Raw genomic sequence first — 20226 nt, 5'->3', positions numbered from 1 at the left:
CTGGTGCTGGCCGCCGACGGTTCGTACACCTACACCCTGAACTCTTCCGATCCGGACTTCATCAACTTGCACGGTGGCGGCACCGGCGTCGAGACCTTTACCTACACCTTGAAGGACGCCGACGGCGACACGTCGACCGCCAACCTGGTGCTGAACGTCACCAACATCAACGATCCGGTAACCCTCAACGGCCTGAGTGTCGAAGGCGGCGAACTGACCGTCTTCGAGAAAAACCTTGGCGATGGCAGCAGCCCCGATGGTGCCGCGCTGACCCAGGGCGGCAGCTTCACCGTGACCGCGCCGGACGGCCTGCAGACCCTGACCGTAGGCGGGATTGCCGTGGTCACTAACGGTGCCGCAGCTGGTTTCCCACAATCGGCGGTCACGCCGGAAGGCAACACGCTGACCATCACCGGCTATAACGCCAGTACGGGTGTGGTGACCTACACCTATACCTTGCTCGACAACGAGGCGCATACCACCGGCAATGGCACTACCCTGAACGAAAGCTTCACTGTGGTCGCCACCGATACGGATGGCAGCAGTGCCACCGGCAACATCGACGTCAACATCATCGACGACGCGCCGAAAGCGGTTGATGACAGCAACAGCGTCACCGCGACAGAAGCGCAATTGACCCTGACCGGCAACGTGCTCACCAACGACACCCAGGGCGCCGACCGTATCGCCAGTGGCCCGATCACCCCGCAAACTATCGAAGGGACCTACGGTAAGCTGGTGCTGGCTGCTGACGGTTCATACACCTACACCCTGAACTCTTCCGATCCGGACTTCATCAACTTGCACGGTGGTGGTACCGGCGTCGAGACCTTTACCTACACCTTGAAGGACGCCGACGGCGACACGTCGACCGCCAACCTGGTGCTGAACGTCACCAACATCAACGATCCGGTAACCCTCAACGGCCTGAATGTCGAAGGCGGCGAGCTGACTGTCTTCGAGAAAAACCTTGTCGATGGCAGCAGCCCCGATGGCACCGCGCTGACCCAGGGCGGTAGCTTCACCGTGACCGCTCCAGACGGTTTGCAAACCCTGACTGTAGGTGGCATTGCCGTGGTCACCAACGGTGCTGCGGCAGGCTTCCCACAGTCCACCGTTACGCCGGAAGGCAACACGCTGACCATCACCGGCTATAACGCCAGTACGGGTGTGGTGAGCTACACCTACACCTTGCTCGACAACGAGGCGCATACCACCGGCAATGGCACCAGCCTAGGTGAGAGCTTCACTGTGGTCGCCACCGATACGGATGGCAGCAGTGCCACCGGCAACATCGACGTCAACATCATCGACGACGCGCCGAAAGCGGTTGATGACAGCAACAGCGTCACCGCGACCGAAGCGCAATTGACCCTGACCGGCAACGTGCTCACCAACGACACCCAGGGCGCCGACCGTATCGCCAGTGGCCCGATCACCCCGCAAACCATCGAAGGGACCTACGGCAAGCTGGTGCTGGCTGCTGACGGTTCATACACCTACACCCTGAACTCTTCCGATCCGGACTTCATCAACTTGCACGGTGGTGGTACCGGCATCGAGACCTTCACCTACACCCTGAAGGATGCCGATGGCGACAGTAGCAGTGCTAAGTTGGTACTTAACGTCACCAACATCAACGATCCGGTAACCCTCAACGGCCTGAATGTCGAAGGTGGCGAACTGACCGTCTTCGAGAAAAACCTTGTCGATGGCAGCAGCCCCGATGGCACCGCGCTGACCCAGGGCGGCAGCTTCACGGTGACCGCGCCGGACGGTTTGCAGACCTTGACCGTGGGTGGCATTGCTGTGGTCACCAACGGTGCCGCAGCTGGCTTCCCACAATCGGCGGTTACGCCGGAAGGTAATACGCTGACCATCACCGGCTACAACGCCAGCACGGGTGTGGTGAGCTACACCTACACCTTGCTCGACAACGAGGCGCACACTACCGGCAATGGCACCACCCTGAACGAAAGCTTCACTGTGGTCGCCACCGATACGGATGGCAGCAGTGCCACCGGCAACATCGACGTCAACATCATCGACGACGCGCCGAAAGCGGTCGATGACAGCAACAGCGTCACCGCGACAGAAGCGCAATTGACCCTGACCGGCAACGTGCTCACCAACGACACCCAGGGCGCCGACCGAATCGCCAGCGGTCCGATCACCCCGCAAACTATCGAAGGGACCTACGGCAAGCTGGTGCTGGCTGCCGATGGCTCGTACACCTACACCCTTAACACGGCCGATCCAGATTTCATCAACCTGCACGGTGGTGGCACCGGCATCGAGACCTTCACCTACACCTTGAAGGATGCCGACGGCGACAGCAGCAGCGCCAAATTGGTCCTGAACGTCACCAACATCAACGATCTGGTGGTGATCAACGGTCTGGATATCTGTGGCGGCGAGCTGACCTTTTACGAGAAGAACCTCACCGAGGGCAGCAGCCCGAACCCAGGTGAGCTGACCAAGGGCGGCACCTTCACGGTCATCGCCCCGGATGGCCTGCAATCGCTGACCATTGCTGGCGTGAGCATCGTCAGTGGTGGTGTGGTCAGCGGCTTCCCGCTGCATGGCACGACCCCGATGGGTAACGCCTTCACCATCCACAGCTATGATCCAAGCACGGGTGTCGTAACGGCAAGCTATACGCTGGATCACACCAACACGCATCAGAGCGGCAACGGCGCCAACAACATCCTCGAAAGCCTGGAAGTGGTGGCAGTCGACACCGACGGCAGCACCGCCAAGGCCAGCGTCGATGTCAATATCGTCGACGATGTTCCACTTGCGGTTAACGATACCAACGCGACGGCGGCTACCGAAGCTCACCTGACCCTGACCGGCAACGTGCTCACCAACGACACCCAAGGCGCCGACCGCATCGCCTCCGGCCCGATCACCCCGCAAACTATCGAAGGGACCTACGGCAAGCTGGTGCTGGCTGCCGATGGCTCGTACACCTACACCCTTAACACGGCCGATCCAGATTTCATCAACTTGCACGGTGGTGGCACCGGCATCGAGACCTTCACCTACACCTTGAAGGATGCCGACGGCGACAGCAGCAGCGCCAAATTGGTCCTGAACGTCACCAACATCGACGATCTGGTGGTGATCAACGGTCTGGATATCTGTGGCGGCGAGCTGACCTTCTACGAGAAGAACCTCACCGAGGGCAGTAGTCCCAACCCAGGTGAGCTGACCAAGGGCGGCACCTTCACGGTTATCGCCCCGGATGGCCTGCAATCGCTGACCATTGCTGGCTTGAGCATTGTCAGTGGCGGTGTGGTCAGCGGCTTCCCGCTGCATGGCACGACACCGATGGGTAACGCCATCACCATTCACAGCTACGATCCAAGCACGGGTGTCGTAACGGCAAGCTATACGCTGGACCACACCAGCACACATCAGAGCGGCAATGGCGCCAACAACATCCTCGAGAGCCTGGAGGTGGTGGCAGTCGATACCGACGGCAGCACCGCCAAGGCCAACGTCGACGTCAATATCGTCGACGATGTTCCACTTGCGGTTAACGATACCAACGCAACGGCGGCTACTGAAGCTCACCTGACCCTGACCGGCAACGTGCTCACCAACGACACCCAGGGCGCCGATCGTATCGCCTCCGGCCCGATCACCCCGCAGACCATCGAAGGGACCTACGGTAAGCTGGTGCTGGCTGCTGACGGTTCATACACCTACACCCTGAACTCTTCCGATCCGGACTTCATCAACCTGCACGGTGGTGGCACCGGCATCGAGACCTTCACCTACACCCTGAAGGATGCCGACGGCGACAGTAGCAGTGCTAAGTTGGTACTTAACGTCACCAACATCAACGATCCGGTAACCCTCAACGGCCTGAATGTCGAAGGCGGTGAATTGACCGTCTTCGAGAAAAACCTTGTCGATGGCAGCAGCCCCGATGGCACCGCGCTGACCCAAGGCGGCAGCTTCACGGTGACCGCTCCGGACGGTTTGCAGACCCTGACCGTAGGTGGCATTGCTGTGGTCACCAACGGCGCCGCAGCTGGCTTCCCGCAGTCGGCCGTCACGCCGGAAGGCAACACGCTGACCATCACCGGCTATAACGCCAGTACAGGTGTGGTGACCTACACCTATACCTTGCTCGATAACGAGGCGCATACCACCGGCAATGGCACCACCCTGAACGAAAGCTTCGCTGTGGTCGCCACCGACACCGATGGCAGTAGCGCCACCGGCAATATCGACGTCAACATCATCGACGACGCGCCGAAAGCGGTTGATGACAGCAACAGCGTCACCGCGACCGAAGCGCAATTGACCCTGACCGGCAACGTGCTCACCAACGACACCCAGGGCGCCGACCGTATCGCCAGTGGCCCGATCACCCCGCAAACCATCGAAGGGACCTACGGCAAGCTGGTGCTGGCTGCTGACGGTTCATACACCTACACCCTGAACTCTTCCGATCCGGACTTCATCAACCTGCACGGTGGTGGCACCGGCATCGAGACCTTCACCTACACCTTGAAGGATGCCGACGGCGACAGCAGCAGCGCCAAATTGGTCCTGAACGTCACCAACATCGACGATCTGGTGGTGATCAACGGTCTGGATATCTGTGGCGGCGAGCTGACCTTTTACGAGAAGAACCTCACCGAGGGCAGCAGCCCGAATCCAGGTGAGCTGACCAAGGGCGGCACCTTCACGGTCATCGCCCCGGATGGCCTGCAATCGCTGACCATTGCTGGCTTGAGCATTGTCAGTGGCGGTGTGGTCAGCGGCTTCCCGCTGCATGGCACGACACCGATGGGTAACTCCATCACCATTCACAGCTACGATCCAAGCACTGGTGTTGTAACGGCAAGCTATACGCTGGACCACACCAGCACGCATCAGAGCGGCAATGGCGCCAACAACATCCTCGAAAGCCTGGAAGTGGTGGCAGTCGATACCGACGGCAGCACCGGCAAGGCCAACGTCGATGTCAATATCGTCGATGACGTGCCCCATGCGGTTAACGATACAAACGCCGTCACGGCGACCGAAGCGCAGTTGACCCTGACCGGGAACGTATTGACTAACGATATTCAGGGCGCCGACCGCGTCACCAGTGGCCCGATTACCCCGCAAACCATAGAAGGTATCTACGGCAAACTGGTGTTGGCCGCAGATGGCTCCTACACCTATACGCTGAATACCGCTGACCCAGACTTCATCGCGCTACACGGTGGCGGTAGCGGTGTGGATACCTTCACCTACACCCTCAAAGATGCCGACGGTGATACCAGCAACGCGACTTTGAAGATTGACGTCAGCAGCCAGGATCACCCGGTTGTCATCAGTGGCCTGGATGTCGATGGTGGTGAGTTCACGGTCTACGAAAAAAACCTCACTGATGGCAGCAGCCCGGATCAGGCTGCGTTGACACACACTGGCAGCTTCACCGTGACGGCTGCTGATGGCCTTCAAACCCTTACGGTGGGCGGCATCACTGTCGTTTCCGGCGGCAACGTCGTTGGTTTCCCGCAATCTGGAACGACGCCACTGGGCAACGCTCTGACCATTACCGGCTTCAATCCGACAACCGGTGTTGTGAGTTACTCGTACACCCTGCAGGACAACGAAAGCCATGCCAATGGCAATGGCACCAACAGCCTCAATGAAGCCATTGACGTCAGCGCAACCGACAAGGATGGCAGCACTGCCCATGCGACCCTCGATGTAAACATCGTTGATGATGTGCCCGCCGTGGTCGGTGCCGATCGTTCGGTGACGCCGGGGCAGGTGGACTCCAACCTGCTGCTGATCATTGACGTATCGGGCAGCATGAACGATCGCTCGGGTGTTCCCGGCAAGACGCGTCTGCAACTGGCCAAGGATGCCATTAGCACCTTGCTCGACAAGTACGACGAAATGGGGGACGTCAAAGTCCAGATTGTCACGTTCAGTTCCAATGCATCGGACCCATCCGGTGTATGGGTGTCGGTCGCCGAGGCCAAGCAACTGGTTGCCGGGCTGACCGCGGGGGGCGGCACCAACTACGACCAGGCAGTAGCGGTAGCGAAGTCGGCATTCGCCAACGCTGGCAGTTTGACCGGAGCGCAGAACGTCGGTTATTTCTTCTCCGACGGCAACCCATCGACAGCTTCACAAGGCATCGGGCCGGCCGATGAGGTTTCCTGGAAGAATTTCCTCGACAGCCATGGTATCAAGTCGTACTCCATCGGCCTGGGTTCTGGGGTCGATGTCGATAACCTCAACCCCCTGGCCTATGACGGCAGCACGCACACCGATACCAACGCGGTGGTGGTCACCGACCTCAATGTGTTGAATCAGGTACTGTCAGGAACGGTACAGGGTGCACCTATTACCGGCAGCTTGATGAGTGGCGGGATTTTTGGTGCCGATGGCGGCTTTATCAAAGCCCTGCTGGTCGATGGCACGACCTACACCTATGATCCGAAAGCCAATGGTGGCAACGGTAGCTATAGCGCCGCCGGTGGCGTTGATCGCGGCAGTTTCGATACCGCAACCAACACCTTCAACATCAAGACCGTGCATGGCGGAACCTTGCTGGTCGATATGGATACCGGCGAATTCACTTACACCCCTCCAAAAGACACCGGTGCGACGGTGACCGAGACCATCGGCTTCACCGCCAGTGACACAGACGGCGACCTGAGCAGCGCCAACCTGGTCGTCAATGTCTATTCCAACGCCGCACCGGTGGCGGGTGCCGACCACATCATCACCAACATTCTTTCCAGTACCATCACCTTGCCGGCAGAGGCGCTGCTGGCCAATGACAGTGACGCCAACAACGACACACTCACGGTCTCGCCGATCACCTTCAACACCGACTGGGCAGCCAAGGGGGCTGGCTTCACAGTGGGCAACGGCCTGCCGACGCTCAGCTTCACCGGCAGCTCCGCCCAGTTCAGGGATGTAGCGCGCAGCTCGTTCCGTACGGCAGCGAACACCACCACCGCGGCATTGCTGGTCAATGGGTGGTTGGGATCGCTCTCCAGTGGTGCCAATGCTGAGGATGTGCTGACTGTTTCTTTGAAGAAAGGTGAGTCGCTAAAACTGGATCACGACCGTCCGCTCGGCAACATCCTGATGGAGTGGAAGGATGAAAACGGCAACTATCAGACTATTGCCGATGGTCACAGTTTTACTGCCGATCACGACGGGGTGTACAGCATCCATGTGACCAACCTGTCCAACCCCTTGGGAGGTAATGCCAATGGTTCGGAAAACTATGGCCTGACCATGACGGTCGACTACGCCAATGCCGAAAACCAGACCTATAACGGCACCTACACAGTCAGTGACGGGCATGGTGGCAGTGCAACGGGTAACGTGGATATTTCCTACCAGAGTGGTAGCACATTGACCGGCACCAGTGGTAATGACACCTTGCTCGGCGGCAGTGGCCACGACACCCTCAATGCCGGTGCCGGCAATGATGTGTTGATCGGTGGCGATGGCAACGACATTCTCAACGGTGGCGATGGCAATGACTTGTTGATCGGTGGAGCCGGCAATGACCAGCTCAATGGCGGCGCTGGAATCGATACCGCCAGTTACGCTGGTGCCGGCAGTGGCGTAACTGTCAGCCTGGCCAGCGCTGGCGCACAGAATACCGGAGGGGCAGGCACCGATACCTTGACCGGTATCGAAAACCTGATCGGCTCAGACTACAACGATCACCTCACCGGTGACGGCAATGCCAACTTGCTTATCGGTGGCCTGGGCAACGATACGTTGATTGGCGGTGGCGGCAATGATGTGTTGATCGGTGGGGCCGGCAACGACACCCTGACCGGCGGCAGCGGCAACGACATCTTCCTGTGGCAGCAGGGTAACACCGGGCGAGATGTGGTGACCGACTTCACTCCGGGTTCCGATCGGCTTGATCTGTCTCAATTGCTCCAAGGCGAGAACGCCACTTCGGCTTCACTGGATGACTACTTGCACTTCAAGGTTACCGGCAGTGGTTCCGGGGTGGTGTCTACCATTGAGGTCAGCGCGGTAGCGGGGGCTGCACCGACCCAGACCATCGATCTGGCAGGGGTCAACCTGGCGGAGCATTACGGGGTGACAGCGGGGGCGGGTGGGGTGATTGCTGCAGGGCAGGACACCGCGACCATCATCAACGGAATGCTCAATGATCATTCGTTGAAGGTGGATACGGTCTGAGGCGTGCGTTTTGGGAGCTGCGCAGCCAATCACAGGTTGGCCTCAGCTCCTGAACGTATGGAACTCAGGAAGGGCGGCGCAGTGTCTTCTGGCGCAAGATATAAATACTGACCAGCACGGCGCTGGTCAGCATGAATCCGCGTGCCCAGATCAACGGCACCAGATAGCAGGACACGCCAATGCTCAGCCACATCAGGCCGATTGCATAGACTTTGCCTTTGAGGGGAATGCCTTCACCACTGAGGTAATCGCGAATCCACGGTCCCAGCCGCGGATGATTGACCAGCCAATGGTGAAAACGCGGCGAGCTGCGCGCAAAGCATGCAGCAGCCAGCAGTAGAAATGGAGTGGTCGGCAACACTGGCAGGAAAATGCCGATCACTCCCAACGCGACGCTGAGCCAGCCGATGGCCAGCAGCAGGTAGCGCATTTACGTCGACTCAGTGGTGGCGAGGCTTGAGCAGTGCAGGTGCAGGCTTCTCGTCTGGCGCATGCTGCAGCAGGTAAAGGGCAGTCAGGGCCTCTGGGATTTGCACGATCATGTCATCCATCAGATTGGCATCGCTGGCGATATCGGCGAATTCAGGTTGCTCATCGAACAAGCCCGAACCGACCATGATCGGCAGCAGCATTTCGCTGACTTCTTCTTCGGCGGTTTCGAACCAGGCCTCTTCACGCATGAATACGCCTTCCATGAAGCCGATGCACCAGCCACGCAGGTCGGAGTCGTCCGGCTCATCGCCAAGGTCCAGGTCGCACGGCAGCTCGAAGTCTTCGTCGCTGGCCAGCTGGCGCGCGATGTGCGCCTTGAGCTGGATCAGGGTCGATTCGATTTCTTCACGCTGGGCATCGTCTTTGTAACGAGGCTCTTCGGCGAACAAGGCGTCGATCCATTCGCGATCAGGAACCGCTTCGGTACCAATCGACAATGCAGTCAAGTAGCCGTGTGCGGCAACGTAGTCCAGTGCTTCTTCGTGCAGCTCGTCGGCGTCGAGGAAGGCTTGCAGGCGGGTCAATTGCTCGGCGAAGGACATTACAGGGCTACCTTGGGAATAAACGATGATCGAATTCTAGCATCTTGCGGCCGTTACGAGGCAAAGGATGACGCCTATCGCAGAGCACCCTGTGCAGGTCGACGCTCGGGTATAATGCGCGGCTTTTGTATCTGGCCACCGGCTGATGCGCGGGTCAGGTAAAAGCCGCTTACGCATTTACAGGTGTGGCGGGGAAGATTTTCATCCAGCCTGTGGCCAGGATGGTTCTGCGATTTATGGAGTTTCTATGCTCGAACAGGCTCAGCGCGTCCTCAAGGACATCTTCGGCTATGACAGCTTTCGAGGGCGCCAGGGGGCGATCATCGAATGTGTGGCCAAAGGTGGCGATGCGCTGGTACTGATGCCTACCGGGGGCGGCAAGTCCCTGTGCTTCCAGGTGCCGGCACTCCTGCGTCCGGGGCTGGCGGTGGTGGTTTCGCCGCTGATTGCACTGATGGAAGATCAGGTGGCCACGCTCGATGAGCTGGGGGTGGCGGCGGCTTCGCTCAACTCCACCTTGAGTGCCGAGCAGCAGCGTGAGCTTGCCGGGCGTATTCGTCGAGGCGAAGTAAAAATGCTCTACCTGGCACCAGAGCGTCTGGTGCAACAACGCATGCTGGACTTCCTGCGCACGCTGGATATCGCGCTGTTCGCGATTGACGAAGCCCACTGCGTATCGCAATGGGGGCATGACTTCCGTCCCGAGTATCTGCAACTGGGGCAATTGGCAGAACTGTTTCCGCATGTGCCGCGCATCGCCCTGACCGCAACTGCTGACATGCGTACGCGCGAAGAAATTGTCACGCGTCTGCACTTGCAGAATGCCGAGCGCTTTCTCTCGAGCTTCGACCGACCCAATATTTTCTACCGCATCGTGCCCAAGGAGCAGCCGCGCAAGCAATTGCTGGCGTTCCTCGGCGAGCGTCGCGGTAATGCCGGTATCGTTTACTGCCTGTCGCGTAAAAAAGTCGACGATGTTGCCGCCTACCTTTGCGACCAGGGCTTCCCAGCGCTGCCTTACCACGCTGGTCTGCCGGCGGAAACGCGAGCTTCCAACCAGCGCCGCTTTCTCAATGAGGAAGGGCTGATCATGGTTGCCACGATTGCCTTCGGCATGGGTATCGACAAACCCAACGTGCGCTTCGTTGCCCACCTGGACCTGCCCAAGTCGCTGGAAGCCTACTATCAGGAAACCGGTCGCGCCGGACGCGACGGTCTGCCTGCCGATGCCTGGATGGCCTATGGTCTGCAAGACATGGTCATGCTCAAGCAGATGTTGCAGAACTCCGAGGGTGACGAGCGCCACAAGCGTATCGAGCAGCACAAACTCGACGCCATGCTCGCACTGTGCGAGGAAACGCGTTGTCGCCGGCAGATTCTGCTCAATTACTTTGACGAAGAATTGCCTCAACCCTGCGGCCATTGCGACAACTGCATCGACGGCGTGCAGACCTGGGATGCCACCGAACCTGCGCGTCAAGCCCTTTCGGCGGTGTATCGCACGGGGCAGCGTTATGGTGTAGGTCACCTGGTTGATGTGTTGTTGGGCCGGGACAACGAAAAAGTCCGCAGCTTCGGCCATGAGAAACTCGCCGTTTATGGTGTTGGCAAGGCCCGTTCCGAAAGTGAATGGCGCTCATTGTTTCGTCAGTTGGTAGCTCGCGGTTTGGCCGATATCGACCTGGAAGGATATGGCGGCTTGCGCTTGTCCGACAGCTGCCGGCCGCTCCTGCGCGGCGAAGTGAGCCTGGAGTTGCGCCGTGATCTCAAGCCGCAAACCACCAGCAAGGGCAGTAGCAGTGGCGGCAGCCCGGCCAGTCAGCTGGTGCGTGGTGACGAGCGCGAGCAATGGGAGGCGCTGCGGGCATTGCGGCGCAAGCTGGCAGAGGAGCACGGTGTGCCACCTTATGTCATCTTCCCGGACTCCACCTTGCTGGAAATGCTGCGCAGCCAACCTTCAAGCCTTAGCGAAATGGCCCAGGTCAGCGGCGTGGGTGCGCGCAAGTTGGAGCGCTACGGCGAAGCCTTCCTTGAAGTCTTGGGAGGGGCAGCCGAAGCGCCACCGCAGGTCACTGACTTGCGTCATGAGCTGACCAGCCTGGCGCGTGCAGGTATGACTCCTGCACAAATCGCCGGGCAGCTCAATTGCAGCGAAAAGAACGTCTACAGCATGCTGGCCGAGGCCATTGGCCGCCATCAATTGTCGCTGGAGCAAGCCTTGGACTTGCCCGAAGATCTGCTAGCCGAAGTTCAGGATGCCTTCCTTGATGGCGAGGGCGAATTGCCGCCGGTATCCGCCATTGCCGAACAGTTCGGCAGTCGTGTGCCAGAAGGGGTCTTGTACTGCGTTCGAGCGGCATTGGCGGCAGAATTCGAGATGTAAACGGCGTTTCGTCATCTTTTATAACGATTGTCAGACAGATTGAACCTTGAGGAGTCTTGCCTGTTGCGCAGGAGCATGGTTAGCTGACTAATAATTAGTACTGATGATGAGTTTTCTATGCCGTTGACCGATCAACACCGCTTCGGAATGCAGTTGGCGCATATGTCCAGAGGTTGGCGCGCCGAGCTGGATCGACGCCTGGCGGGACTGAATCTGTCCCAGGCTCGCTGGCTGGTATTGCTCCACCTGGCTCGTTTCGACGAAGCACCTACTCAGCGTGAGCTGGCCCAAAGCGTGGGCGTAGAAGGCCCGACTTTGGCGCGCCTGCTCGACAGCCTGGAATCCCAGGGCCTGGTCCGTCGCCAGGCCGTACTGGAGGACCGTCGAGCGAAGAAAATCCATTTGTGCCCGCCAGCCAAACCGTTGATCGATCAAATCGAAACCATTGCCAACGCTTTGCGCGCCGAGTTATTCATTGGTGTCGACGAAGAGGACATGCGCGTGTGCATGAAGGTCCACGCGCGCATCCTCGCCAACCTGGAAAAAACCTGAACGGCTTCAGAAGGTGTGGCCCAGGTTGAGGTACAACGCCTTCTGATTTTCGCTGTTGGCCCCGTAACTGAAGTTCAACGGGCCCAACGGCGTTTCGAAGCCGACAAAGATACTGGCGGCGTTTATGTAACCACTGTCGAATTCGTTGTCGTTGTTCCACACCTTGCCACGCTCCAGCGACCCTCCTATGTAAAGCGGAAAGTCCAGTGGCAGGTACGCGCGGGGCGTCAGTCTGCGGTAATAGACCATGCGCATCAGACTCATGTTCTGCCCGGACACCGAATCCTGGCGAAAGCCCGACAATTGCCTGGCGCCACCGAGCACAAAGCTTGAAGTCACCACCTCGGCGTCGTCCAGAGTCCTTCCATACTGAGATCCCAGCACCCAGGTGTTGGCGCCGCTGCTCAGGGCCTTGTCCAACTTGAAAGTCCATTGCCGGTAACGTTGGTCAGACCCAAGGTCGGGCTCGAACTGGCGCAGGGTCAGGCTGATGTCTTCACCACTGTGAGGGAAGTAGACATTGTCCAAAGTGTCGAATGAATACTTCAGTTCGTAGAACCCTTCGTTGAAGCTGAAGTGCGGCAGGTCCTGGTCACCAATGCGTACATCAGCATTGCCCCAGGCCTGGCCTACACCGAAGCGTACTTCGCCGCTGGTGCCGATCTGACGTCCCAGGTTCAGGCCGAATCCGTAACGCTCCAGCCGGTATTCGGCAACCGGATCGTCTTCCAGGGTCGCTTCGATGTTCTGCGAGCCCAGATCGATATAGGGGGCGACGAAGTAACGCGAACCGGCGTCCAGGGGCTGGTAGAACTCGCTGTACAATTCCTGCTGGTCGCCGATCTGCGCCCGGGTAAGCCACTCGGCACCCAGGCGGTTGATGCCGTTCACCCGGTAGCTGGCGCCGATATTGAAGGCGCTGTCGCCGCGCATGTCATCGGACAGGTTCAAACCCAATCGCAGATAGTCAGTACCTCCACGGCGCCCGCGGGCATTGATTACCAGGGTGTTGTCATTGCCTTTGTGCACAACCCGATACTGCACACGGTCGAAGTAGTCCAGGCCATAGAGGGTGCCCATGTCGGTCTGCAGGCGCCCTAGCTCAAGGGGCTGGCCAATGGGCTGGCGAATGTAGAAACGGATGACGTCATCGCTGACTTTCGAGTCGTTTTCGATCTTGATCGAGGTAATGACCGGTGTGCGCTGGCTGGGTGAGCGGGCGACCTTCAGTTCTTCATCGTTATCAGGACGTTTGAGCACCGCCAGGCGCGCATCCAGGGCGCGGGCGGCCCGATAGCCTGCTTCGATCATTTCCTCGGCGCGGCCGAAGTCGGTAACGCCGAAACTGGCCAGCGGTGGCTCGATCAGAATGTCGTCACGGTGCAAGGTTGCCAGTTGCTCTTCGGAGTTGCGCCGAGTCATCAGGGTGATCGACTGGTTGAGTACATCAACTACGGTCGCCAACTGCTTGCGCGTGCGCAAAGGCGTACCGATATCGACGACAATCGCGATGTCTACGCCCATCTCGCGCGCGACATCCACCGGGATGTTGTCGACCATGCCGCCATCGACCAACAGTCGGCCGTCCAGTTCCACTGGGGCGAACACAGCGGGAATCGACATGCTGGCGCGAATGACCTGAGGTAGGTGGCCGCGGCGGAACACCACTTTTTCACCGCTGGCGATGTCGGTGGCTACTGCCCGAAAAGGAATAGGCAGCTTGTCGAAATCGCGGGTATCACTGGTGTGCGCCAGCATGCTTTCCAGCAGCAGTGCCAGGTTCTGTCCCTGGATCACCCCCAGTGGCAGGCCAAGGCTGCCATCGTCGCGGAAACTGAGTTTCTGTTTGACCAAAAAGTCGCGGTCATCCTGCTTGCGCCGAAACGGTACGTCTTTACGCGGCGGCGCATCAGACAGTGCCTGCTTCCAGTCGATGTTCAAGGCGAGCTTTTCCAGCTCGTCGACCTTGTACCCCGAGGCGTACAGCCCACCCACCACCGCGCCCATGCTGGTACCGGCAATGGCATCGACCTTGATCCCTTGCTCCTCAAGCGCTTTGAGTACACCGATGTGGGCAAGGCCACGAGCGGCACCACCGGACAATACCAGGCCCACTTTCGGACGTGGGGGTTCGGCAGCCACAAGCGGGAGGGAAACAACGATCAGCAACAGACTCAACAGCAAGCGGTGCATCATGGCTCTCGGAGCGAAGGCTAAAGACCGCTAGTATAAGCGCGACCGCCTGTCAGGAAACTGTTACCCATGAATGCTCGTAAAGCCGAAGTCGTAATCACCTATTGCACTCAGTGCCAGTGGCTGTTGCGTGCCGCCTGGTTGGCCCAGGAACTGCTCAGCACGTTCAGTGACGACCTTGCCCGGGTCGCGCTCGAACCCGCCAGCGGTGGCGCATTTCGCATTACCTGTGACGGCGTGCAGATCTGGGAGCGTAAGGCCGATGGTGGTTTTCCTGAAGCCAAGGTGCTCAAGCAGCGGGTCCGTGATCAGATCGATCCGCAGCGCGACCTTGGTCACAATGATCGCCCCTGATCAACCTTGAGCGGCAACTGACTTGTTGGATTGGTTGCTGCCTGCAAGGCGACTGGATATCACGATCGCAAGAATGATCAGCACACCGCCCAGCAGCATTCGTGGGGTGGGTGCTTCGGCGAAAATCAACCAAGCCAGGGCAATGCCGTAAACCGGCTCCAGAGCGAATACTACAGCGGCAGTGCGGGCCTTGATGACGGCCAGGCTGGCAACGAACAAACTGTGGGCGACGCCGGTGCAGAACACCCCGAGCAACGCGATCCACAGCCAGTCGATCGCCGAGACGTCGACAAGCGCCGGGGCTGCTGCCGGCAGCAGGCACAGCGCGACCACCGCATTCTGGCACATCGCTGCCTGCACGGCCGGAATACGTCCGCTGGCGGCGCGATTGGTCAGCGACAGCAATGAGAACAGCAAGCCCGACAGCAAGGACCAGAGCAGCCCGCCGGTAGCCTGACTGGCGAGGTCGAATTCCGGGGTGACCAACACCAGGCCGATGCTCACCAGCAACACCAGGATGATTTCATTGCTGCGTACCCGCTCCCTGAACAGCAGCCCTTCAAGAATCACGGTAAACGCAGGGAAACTGGCAAAACCCAGGGTGGCGATAGCAACGCCCGCCACCTTCACGGCAATGAAGAAGCTTACCCAGTGACCTGCGAGCAACACGCCCCCCAACAGCAAGCGGCGCCAGTCCTGGCTTTGCAGTGGTTGCCAGGCCTTTTTTGCAAAACGGGCGAAAAAGGCGAGGGCCAGCACTGCGAACGCGGCGCGGCCAAAAACAATTATCGAGGGACCCGCCTGGGCCAGTTTGCCAAATACGCCAGTTAAGCCGAAGAACAGTGCGCCGATGTGCAAGGCGCCGAGGGCGGTGCGGTGGTTCATGGGATTCCTATGCGCCTGGCTGAAGGCAGCGGTGTTGCGCTGAAGTTTGGGTGCTGGCCTTGCCAGTATTGGACCTCAGTTTACGAGGGCATAGCGCTCGGTGTCTGTTGCCGAACTCGCGTCAATTGTCGCCAGACTCTTGGCGCAAGGCCCTGGGTGAACAGCCGAAGGCGTTCAGGATGGCGGCGGAGAAGGCGCTTTGCGAGCCGTAGCCCACCTGCGCGGCAATCTCGCCGATCGGTCGCGTGCTGGTTTGCAGCAGTTTGCGCGCCTTGAGCAGGCGGCGTTGGCGGATATAGTCCATCGGTGTCATGGACGCTTCGGCGATGAAGCGGGCATGCAGTCGGGCATTGGAAAGCCCGGCGAGACGGGCAAGATCGGCTACCTGCAACGGGTATGCGGCGTGCTTTTCGATATGCGCATCAAAGCGGGCGAAGGGAAGCTGTTTTTGTGCAATGGCCGGTCGAGCGGCACCGTTCAAGCTGGCAAGCAAGAGTATCGCACCCTGTTGGGCGATCAGTGGATCGGTTACCTGGCCTGCCGCCAGCCAGTCGACCAGTAGCTGTTGGTGGTTGTCCAGTTCGCGTGTACCACGATGCTCCAGCAGTCGCTGGCTTGCCGAGACCTGTTCGCCCATGCTGCTGTTGATCCAGGCATCGCCAGGCACATCAAGGACCAGGCAGTGGCTCCCGGCAACACTGCCGCAGGTGTGGTGGGTGCCTGCTGGCACCACGATCAGCCCGTGGCGTTGGATGCGGGCGCCTTGACCATCGAGTTCGAAGTCCAGTTGCCCACTCAGGCCGAACACCAGTTGGGGGTGCTCATGGCTGTGGGCGATCAGGTCGTCACTGTAGTGACGCAGGGAAAGTATCGAGCCGCTGTTCATTGCCGTGTCCTCTACGCGGTAACGGCAGTGTACAAGCTCATGCGTCGGCATTCATCGATTGCAGCGCTGCTTTGTAGAGCGATTGCCTCGGCTGGGCGAACAGACGCCTGAGCATCGGCTCGAAAAAGCTCAGCGGCAGGCTGTCGTAGTGGGGGTCAAAGGCGGCGGCGTCGTAGCGCGCGCAGAACTCGATGGTTTGTTGGTACTGCGGGTGATCCTCGAATTGCTCGCGCAGATGCCGGTCCATCCCCAGGTGATGGAAGAAGTAATAGCCCTGGAATACCCCATGCTTCTCTACCATCCAGAGGTTTTCCGGGCTGACGAAAGGCTTGAGGATGGCTGCAGCGATATCAGGATGGTTATAGCTACCCAGGGTGTCGCCGATGTCGTGAAGCAGCGCGCAAATCACATACTCTTCGTCGCGTCCATCCCGCCAGGCACGGCTAGCGGTTTGCACGCAGTGACTGAGGCGATCAATGGGGAAACCGCCGAAATCACCATCGAGCAGGCGCAGGTGCGCGAGGATCCGGTCGGCGAGTTGGCTGGCGTAAGCCCTGAAATCGCTGGCGATGATCGCCCAGTCCTGCTGCGTGCCATCCTGCATGTGCGTAAAGCGGGCCTGCTCGGTCATTGACGTTCCAAAGAGTGGTCTATGGGCCTCACTCTACCTTGACCGTTTATCGGAGCAGTGGCCGCGCAGGACGCGTTTCTGACCTTGTGGGCCGAAATCAGAACGAGACCTTGCCGCGCAGCATGTCGCGGTACATGGCGAAATCGCCAATCAGGCTGTAGAGCGGATGCCTGAAGGTTGCCGGGCGGTTGCCCTCGAAAAAGAAGTGTCCGACCCAGGCAAATCCATAGCCGGCGAGCGGAATCGCCAGCAATACGATCCATTTGCCACTGGCAATCGTGTAGGCGAGCAGGGCGATGACCAGGCTGGTACCAACGAAGTGCAGGCGCCGGCAGGTGGGGTTGCTGTGCTCGTCCAGGTAATACGGGTAAAACTCGGCAAAACTGCGAAATTGCTGAGGATTGTTCACGTCGTAGCTCCTGCAACTTTCGATACGGTGAAGATACACGGCGTGGAGCCTGAACTGAGTCTAGAGTGAGTAAAACCATTGCGCAGTGACAATGGGCGCCAATTGAGTATCCTTTGAGTTCACCGCAGGAGCGGTCAGTTCGAACATAAGAAGCCAGCCATGAGCGAGAGAACCACGTCAGCAAGCTGGGCATCAGGGATCGTCAAGGCACTCGAGCTCGAAGGGCTGGATTGTCGTGCAATGTTCCAACAACTCGGCCTGGATTTCGCCGCCCTGGATGACCCCGACGCACGTTTTACCCAAGACTCCATGACCCGTTTATGGCAAATGGCGGTCGACCTTTCCGGCAATCAGGCCATCGGCCTGAACATGGCCCGGGTGGTTCGTCCGGCCTCCTTTCATGTGGTCGGCTACGCCTTGATGTCGAGCCGTACCTTGGCCGAAGGGTTTGAGCGATTGGTGCGCTTTCAGCGCATCATTGCCGAGAGTTCCGACCTGAGCTTTCGCCAGGAACCAGAAGGTTACGCGTTAATTCTCACTGTCCACGGTGATCATCTTCCGCCTACCCGGCACAGCGCTGAAGCGTCCCTGGCCTGTGCCTTGTCGCTGTGCGGCTGGTTGAGCGGGCGGGTAATTCAGCCGCGACGGGTATTGGTCCAAGGGCCGCAGCCAGTCGACCTGACGCCGTACAAGACAGCTTTCCATGCACCCCTGGTATTTGGCGCGGCTCATGATGCATTGATATTCGAGCGGGCTGACATGGAGGCGCCATTACCGACGGCTAACGAAGCCATGGCCGTGTTGCACGACCGGTTTGCCGGTGAGTATCTGGCCCGTTTTTCCGAAAGCCGCGTCACCCATCGTGCACGTCAGGTGCTGTGCCGAGTGTTGCCGCAAGGAGAGCCCAAGCGCGAGACGGTGGCGCAGGCTCTGCATCTGTCCCAGCGTACCTTGCAACGGCGCCTGCAGGACGAAGGCACCAGCTTTCAGACCTTGCTTGACGACACCCGCCGAGAGTTGGCCGAGCAGTACCTGGCGCAGCCGGACATGACACTGCTGGAAACTGCCTACTTGCTGGGCTTTGCCGATCCAAGCAACTTCTTCCGGGCGTTTCGTCGGTGGTTCGACGTTACTCCCGGCGAGTATCGGGCTCGAATTGCGCTGGGCACAGCTGTTGCGCCAGAAACCGAAGCGGTGGAGGTCGCGGTCAGTGACGCCAGAACGCCGGCATACACAGCACCAACACCGTAATGATTTCCAGACGTCCCAGCAGCATCCCGAACGCCAGGATCCATTTGGCCGCATCCGGCAATGTCGCAAAGTTGCCGGCCGGGCCAATGGTTTCACCCAGTCCCGGACCTACACCGGAGACGGTACTGGCAGCACCGGTCAAGGCGGTCATCCAGTCTACGCCGAGCAATGACAGGAGCAGGGCGATGACGCAGATGGTGATGGCAAAGAAGAACGAGAAAGTCAGGATCGAGCGCACGATCTCTTCGTCCAGACGATGACCGTTGTACTTCTGCTTGATCACGGCGCGAGGGTGAATGAGTTGATTAAGGTTGGCCTTGAGCAGGATGTAGGCAACCTGAAAACGGAAAATCTTGATACCACCAGCGGTCGAGCCCGAGCAACCACCAACGAAGCCAAGGTAGAAGAAAAGCATCAGCGAGAAGTTGCCCCACAGGCTGTAGTCGCCCAGGGCAAAGCCGGTGGTGGTCACTACCGAGGTGACGTTCAGCGCCACATGGCGCAATGCATCCAGCCAGTGCAGGTCAGTGGTCGCCCAGTACCAGGTGCCCAATACCAGCCAAGTGACCAGCAGCATGGCCAGAAGACCCTGGACCTGCTGGTCCTTGATCAGCGCCTTGCGATTGCCGCGCAGGGTAGCGACGTAAAGCGCGAACGGCATACTGCCGAAAATCATCACGACCACGGCAACCCAATGCACCGCCGGCTGGTGCCATTTGGCCAGAGATTGGTCGGAGGTAGAGAAACCGCCAGTGGAAATTGCCGACATGGCGTGGTTGATGGCATCGAATACGCTCATGCCGGCCAGCCAGAATGCAAGGCCCCCCAAGGCAGTGAAGCCGATGTAGACCGCGACGATGGACTTGGCAACCATGTGCGAGCGCGGCATGACTTTTTCGGAACGGTCCGAAGACTCGGTCTGGAACAGGCGCATACCACCGATGCGCAGCAGCGGCAAAATGGCTACCGCCATGGCGATAAAACCGATGCCGCCGAGCCAGTGCAGAAGCGAACGCCACATCAGAATGCCTGGCGACATGGTGTCCAGGCCGCTGAGTACCGTGGCGCCGGTCGCGGTAATACCGGACATGCTCTCGAAGAATGCGTCGGTATAGCTGATGTGTTGAGTGAGCAGGAACGGTAGCGCGGCGAAGATACACACCACCAGCCAACTGCTGACGGTAAGCAGATACATGTCGCGCGGACGCAAGTGCACATGCTCTGGGCGCCCCTGGATCACCAGGGCAAGGCCGGCGATAAAGGTGATCATGCTGGCCCACAGGAACGACGGCAGGTCACCAGTGCGATCAAAGATCACCAGGGTGGCCATGGGCACAACCATGCTGATCGCCAGGGTGATCAGGAAGATGCCGATGACAAATCCAATGATCCTTAAGGTCGGCAACGCCATGTGATCTGCTCTGACTTGAAACGGAAGGGCGCCAT

General features: G+C 59.3%; 13 protein-coding genes. 5 read left to right on the top strand and 8 right to left on the bottom strand.

Annotated elements, in window-relative coordinates:
• Nucleotides 1–66: 66 nt before the first annotated feature.
• Nucleotides 67–8202 (top strand): Ig-like domain-containing protein, encoded by an 8136-nt coding sequence (locus V0R60_RS25485; protein ID WP_456239216.1) that lies wholly within the window; start codon nt 67–69, stop codon nt 8200–8202.
• 64 nt (nt 8203–8266) lie between these two features.
• On the opposite strand, the gene V0R60_RS25480 is transcribed toward V0R60_RS25485, so the two are convergent.
• Together V0R60_RS25480 and V0R60_RS25475 are read right to left on the bottom strand one after the other, a co-directional pair.
• Complete coding sequence (locus V0R60_RS25480; protein ID WP_136477611.1) at nt 8267–8632, bottom strand: YbaN family protein; 366 nt, start codon at nt 8630–8632, stop codon at nt 8267–8269.
• Between the two features lie 10 nt (nt 8633–8642).
• Nucleotides 8643–9236 carry a UPF0149 family protein gene (locus V0R60_RS25475; RefSeq protein WP_136477610.1) on the bottom strand — a complete coding sequence of 198 codons (594 nt, stop codon included), beginning with the start codon at nt 9234–9236 and terminating at the stop codon, nt 8643–8645.
• 247 nt (nt 9237–9483) lie between these two features.
• Here V0R60_RS25475 and recQ point away from each other — a divergent pair, with 247 nt between their 5' ends.
• Nucleotides 9484–11619: a DNA helicase RecQ gene (gene recQ, locus V0R60_RS25470; protein ID WP_330080889.1), complete on the top strand. Its 2136-nt coding sequence runs from the start codon at nt 9484–9486 to the stop codon at nt 11617–11619.
• A gap of 117 nt (nt 11620–11736) precedes the next feature.
• Nucleotides 11737–12171: a MarR family transcriptional regulator gene (locus V0R60_RS25465; protein WP_136477608.1), complete on the top strand. Its 435-nt coding sequence runs from the start codon at nt 11737–11739 to the stop codon at nt 12169–12171.
• A 6-nt stretch (nt 12172–12177) separates the two neighbouring features.
• On the opposite strand, the gene V0R60_RS25460 is transcribed toward V0R60_RS25465, so the two are convergent.
• Nucleotides 12178–14364: a patatin-like phospholipase family protein gene (locus tag V0R60_RS25460; protein WP_330080890.1), complete on the bottom strand. Its 2187-nt coding sequence runs from the start codon at nt 14362–14364 to the stop codon at nt 12178–12180.
• Nucleotides 14365–14433: 69 nt separating this feature from the next.
• Here V0R60_RS25460 and V0R60_RS25455 point away from each other — a divergent pair, with 69 nt between their 5' ends.
• Nucleotides 14434–14718 carry a SelT/SelW/SelH family protein gene (locus V0R60_RS25455; RefSeq protein ID WP_136477606.1) on the top strand — a complete coding sequence of 95 codons (285 nt, stop codon included), beginning with the start codon at nt 14434–14436 and terminating at the stop codon, nt 14716–14718.
• Here the strand turns inward: V0R60_RS25455 and V0R60_RS25450 are convergent, their stop codons facing one another.
• From V0R60_RS25450 to V0R60_RS25435, 4 genes are all read right to left on the bottom strand, one after another.
• Nucleotides 14719–15603: a DMT family transporter gene (locus tag V0R60_RS25450; RefSeq protein ID WP_136477605.1), complete on the bottom strand. Its 885-nt coding sequence runs from the start codon at nt 15601–15603 to the stop codon at nt 14719–14721.
• 121 nt (nt 15604–15724) lie between these two features.
• Nucleotides 15725–16489 (bottom strand): helix-turn-helix transcriptional regulator, encoded by a 765-nt coding sequence (locus tag V0R60_RS25445; RefSeq protein ID WP_136477604.1) that lies wholly within the window; start codon nt 16487–16489, stop codon nt 15725–15727.
• 37 nt (nt 16490–16526) lie between these two features.
• On the bottom strand, nt 16527–17120 hold the full coding sequence (locus V0R60_RS25440; protein WP_136477603.1) for an HD domain-containing protein: 594 nt from the start codon (nt 17118–17120) through the stop codon (nt 16527–16529).
• Nucleotides 17121–17217: 97 nt separating this feature from the next.
• Nucleotides 17218–17529 carry a DUF962 domain-containing protein gene (locus V0R60_RS25435; protein ID WP_330080891.1) on the bottom strand — a complete coding sequence of 104 codons (312 nt, stop codon included), beginning with the start codon at nt 17527–17529 and terminating at the stop codon, nt 17218–17220.
• Nucleotides 17530–17688: 159 nt separating this feature from the next.
• Between V0R60_RS25435 and V0R60_RS25430 the strand changes: the two genes are divergently transcribed.
• Nucleotides 17689–18780, top strand: a complete 1092-nt coding sequence (locus tag V0R60_RS25430; RefSeq protein ID WP_136477601.1) for an AraC family transcriptional regulator — start codon at nt 17689–17691, stop codon at nt 18778–18780.
• On the opposite strand, the gene V0R60_RS25425 is transcribed toward V0R60_RS25430, so the two are convergent.
• Nucleotides 18737–20191: a TrkH family potassium uptake protein gene (locus tag V0R60_RS25425; protein ID WP_136477600.1), complete on the bottom strand. Its 1455-nt coding sequence runs from the start codon at nt 20189–20191 to the stop codon at nt 18737–18739. The genes V0R60_RS25430 and V0R60_RS25425 overlap by 44 nt on opposite strands.
• Nucleotides 20192–20226: the final 35 nt, after the last annotated feature.

This window comes from Pseudomonas auratipiscis (assembly GCF_036324085.1).
GTDB classification, from domain to species: Bacteria; Pseudomonadota; Gammaproteobacteria; order Pseudomonadales; family Pseudomonadaceae; genus Aquipseudomonas; species Aquipseudomonas auratipiscis.
This window is presented reverse-complemented; position numbering and strand designations above follow the sequence as displayed.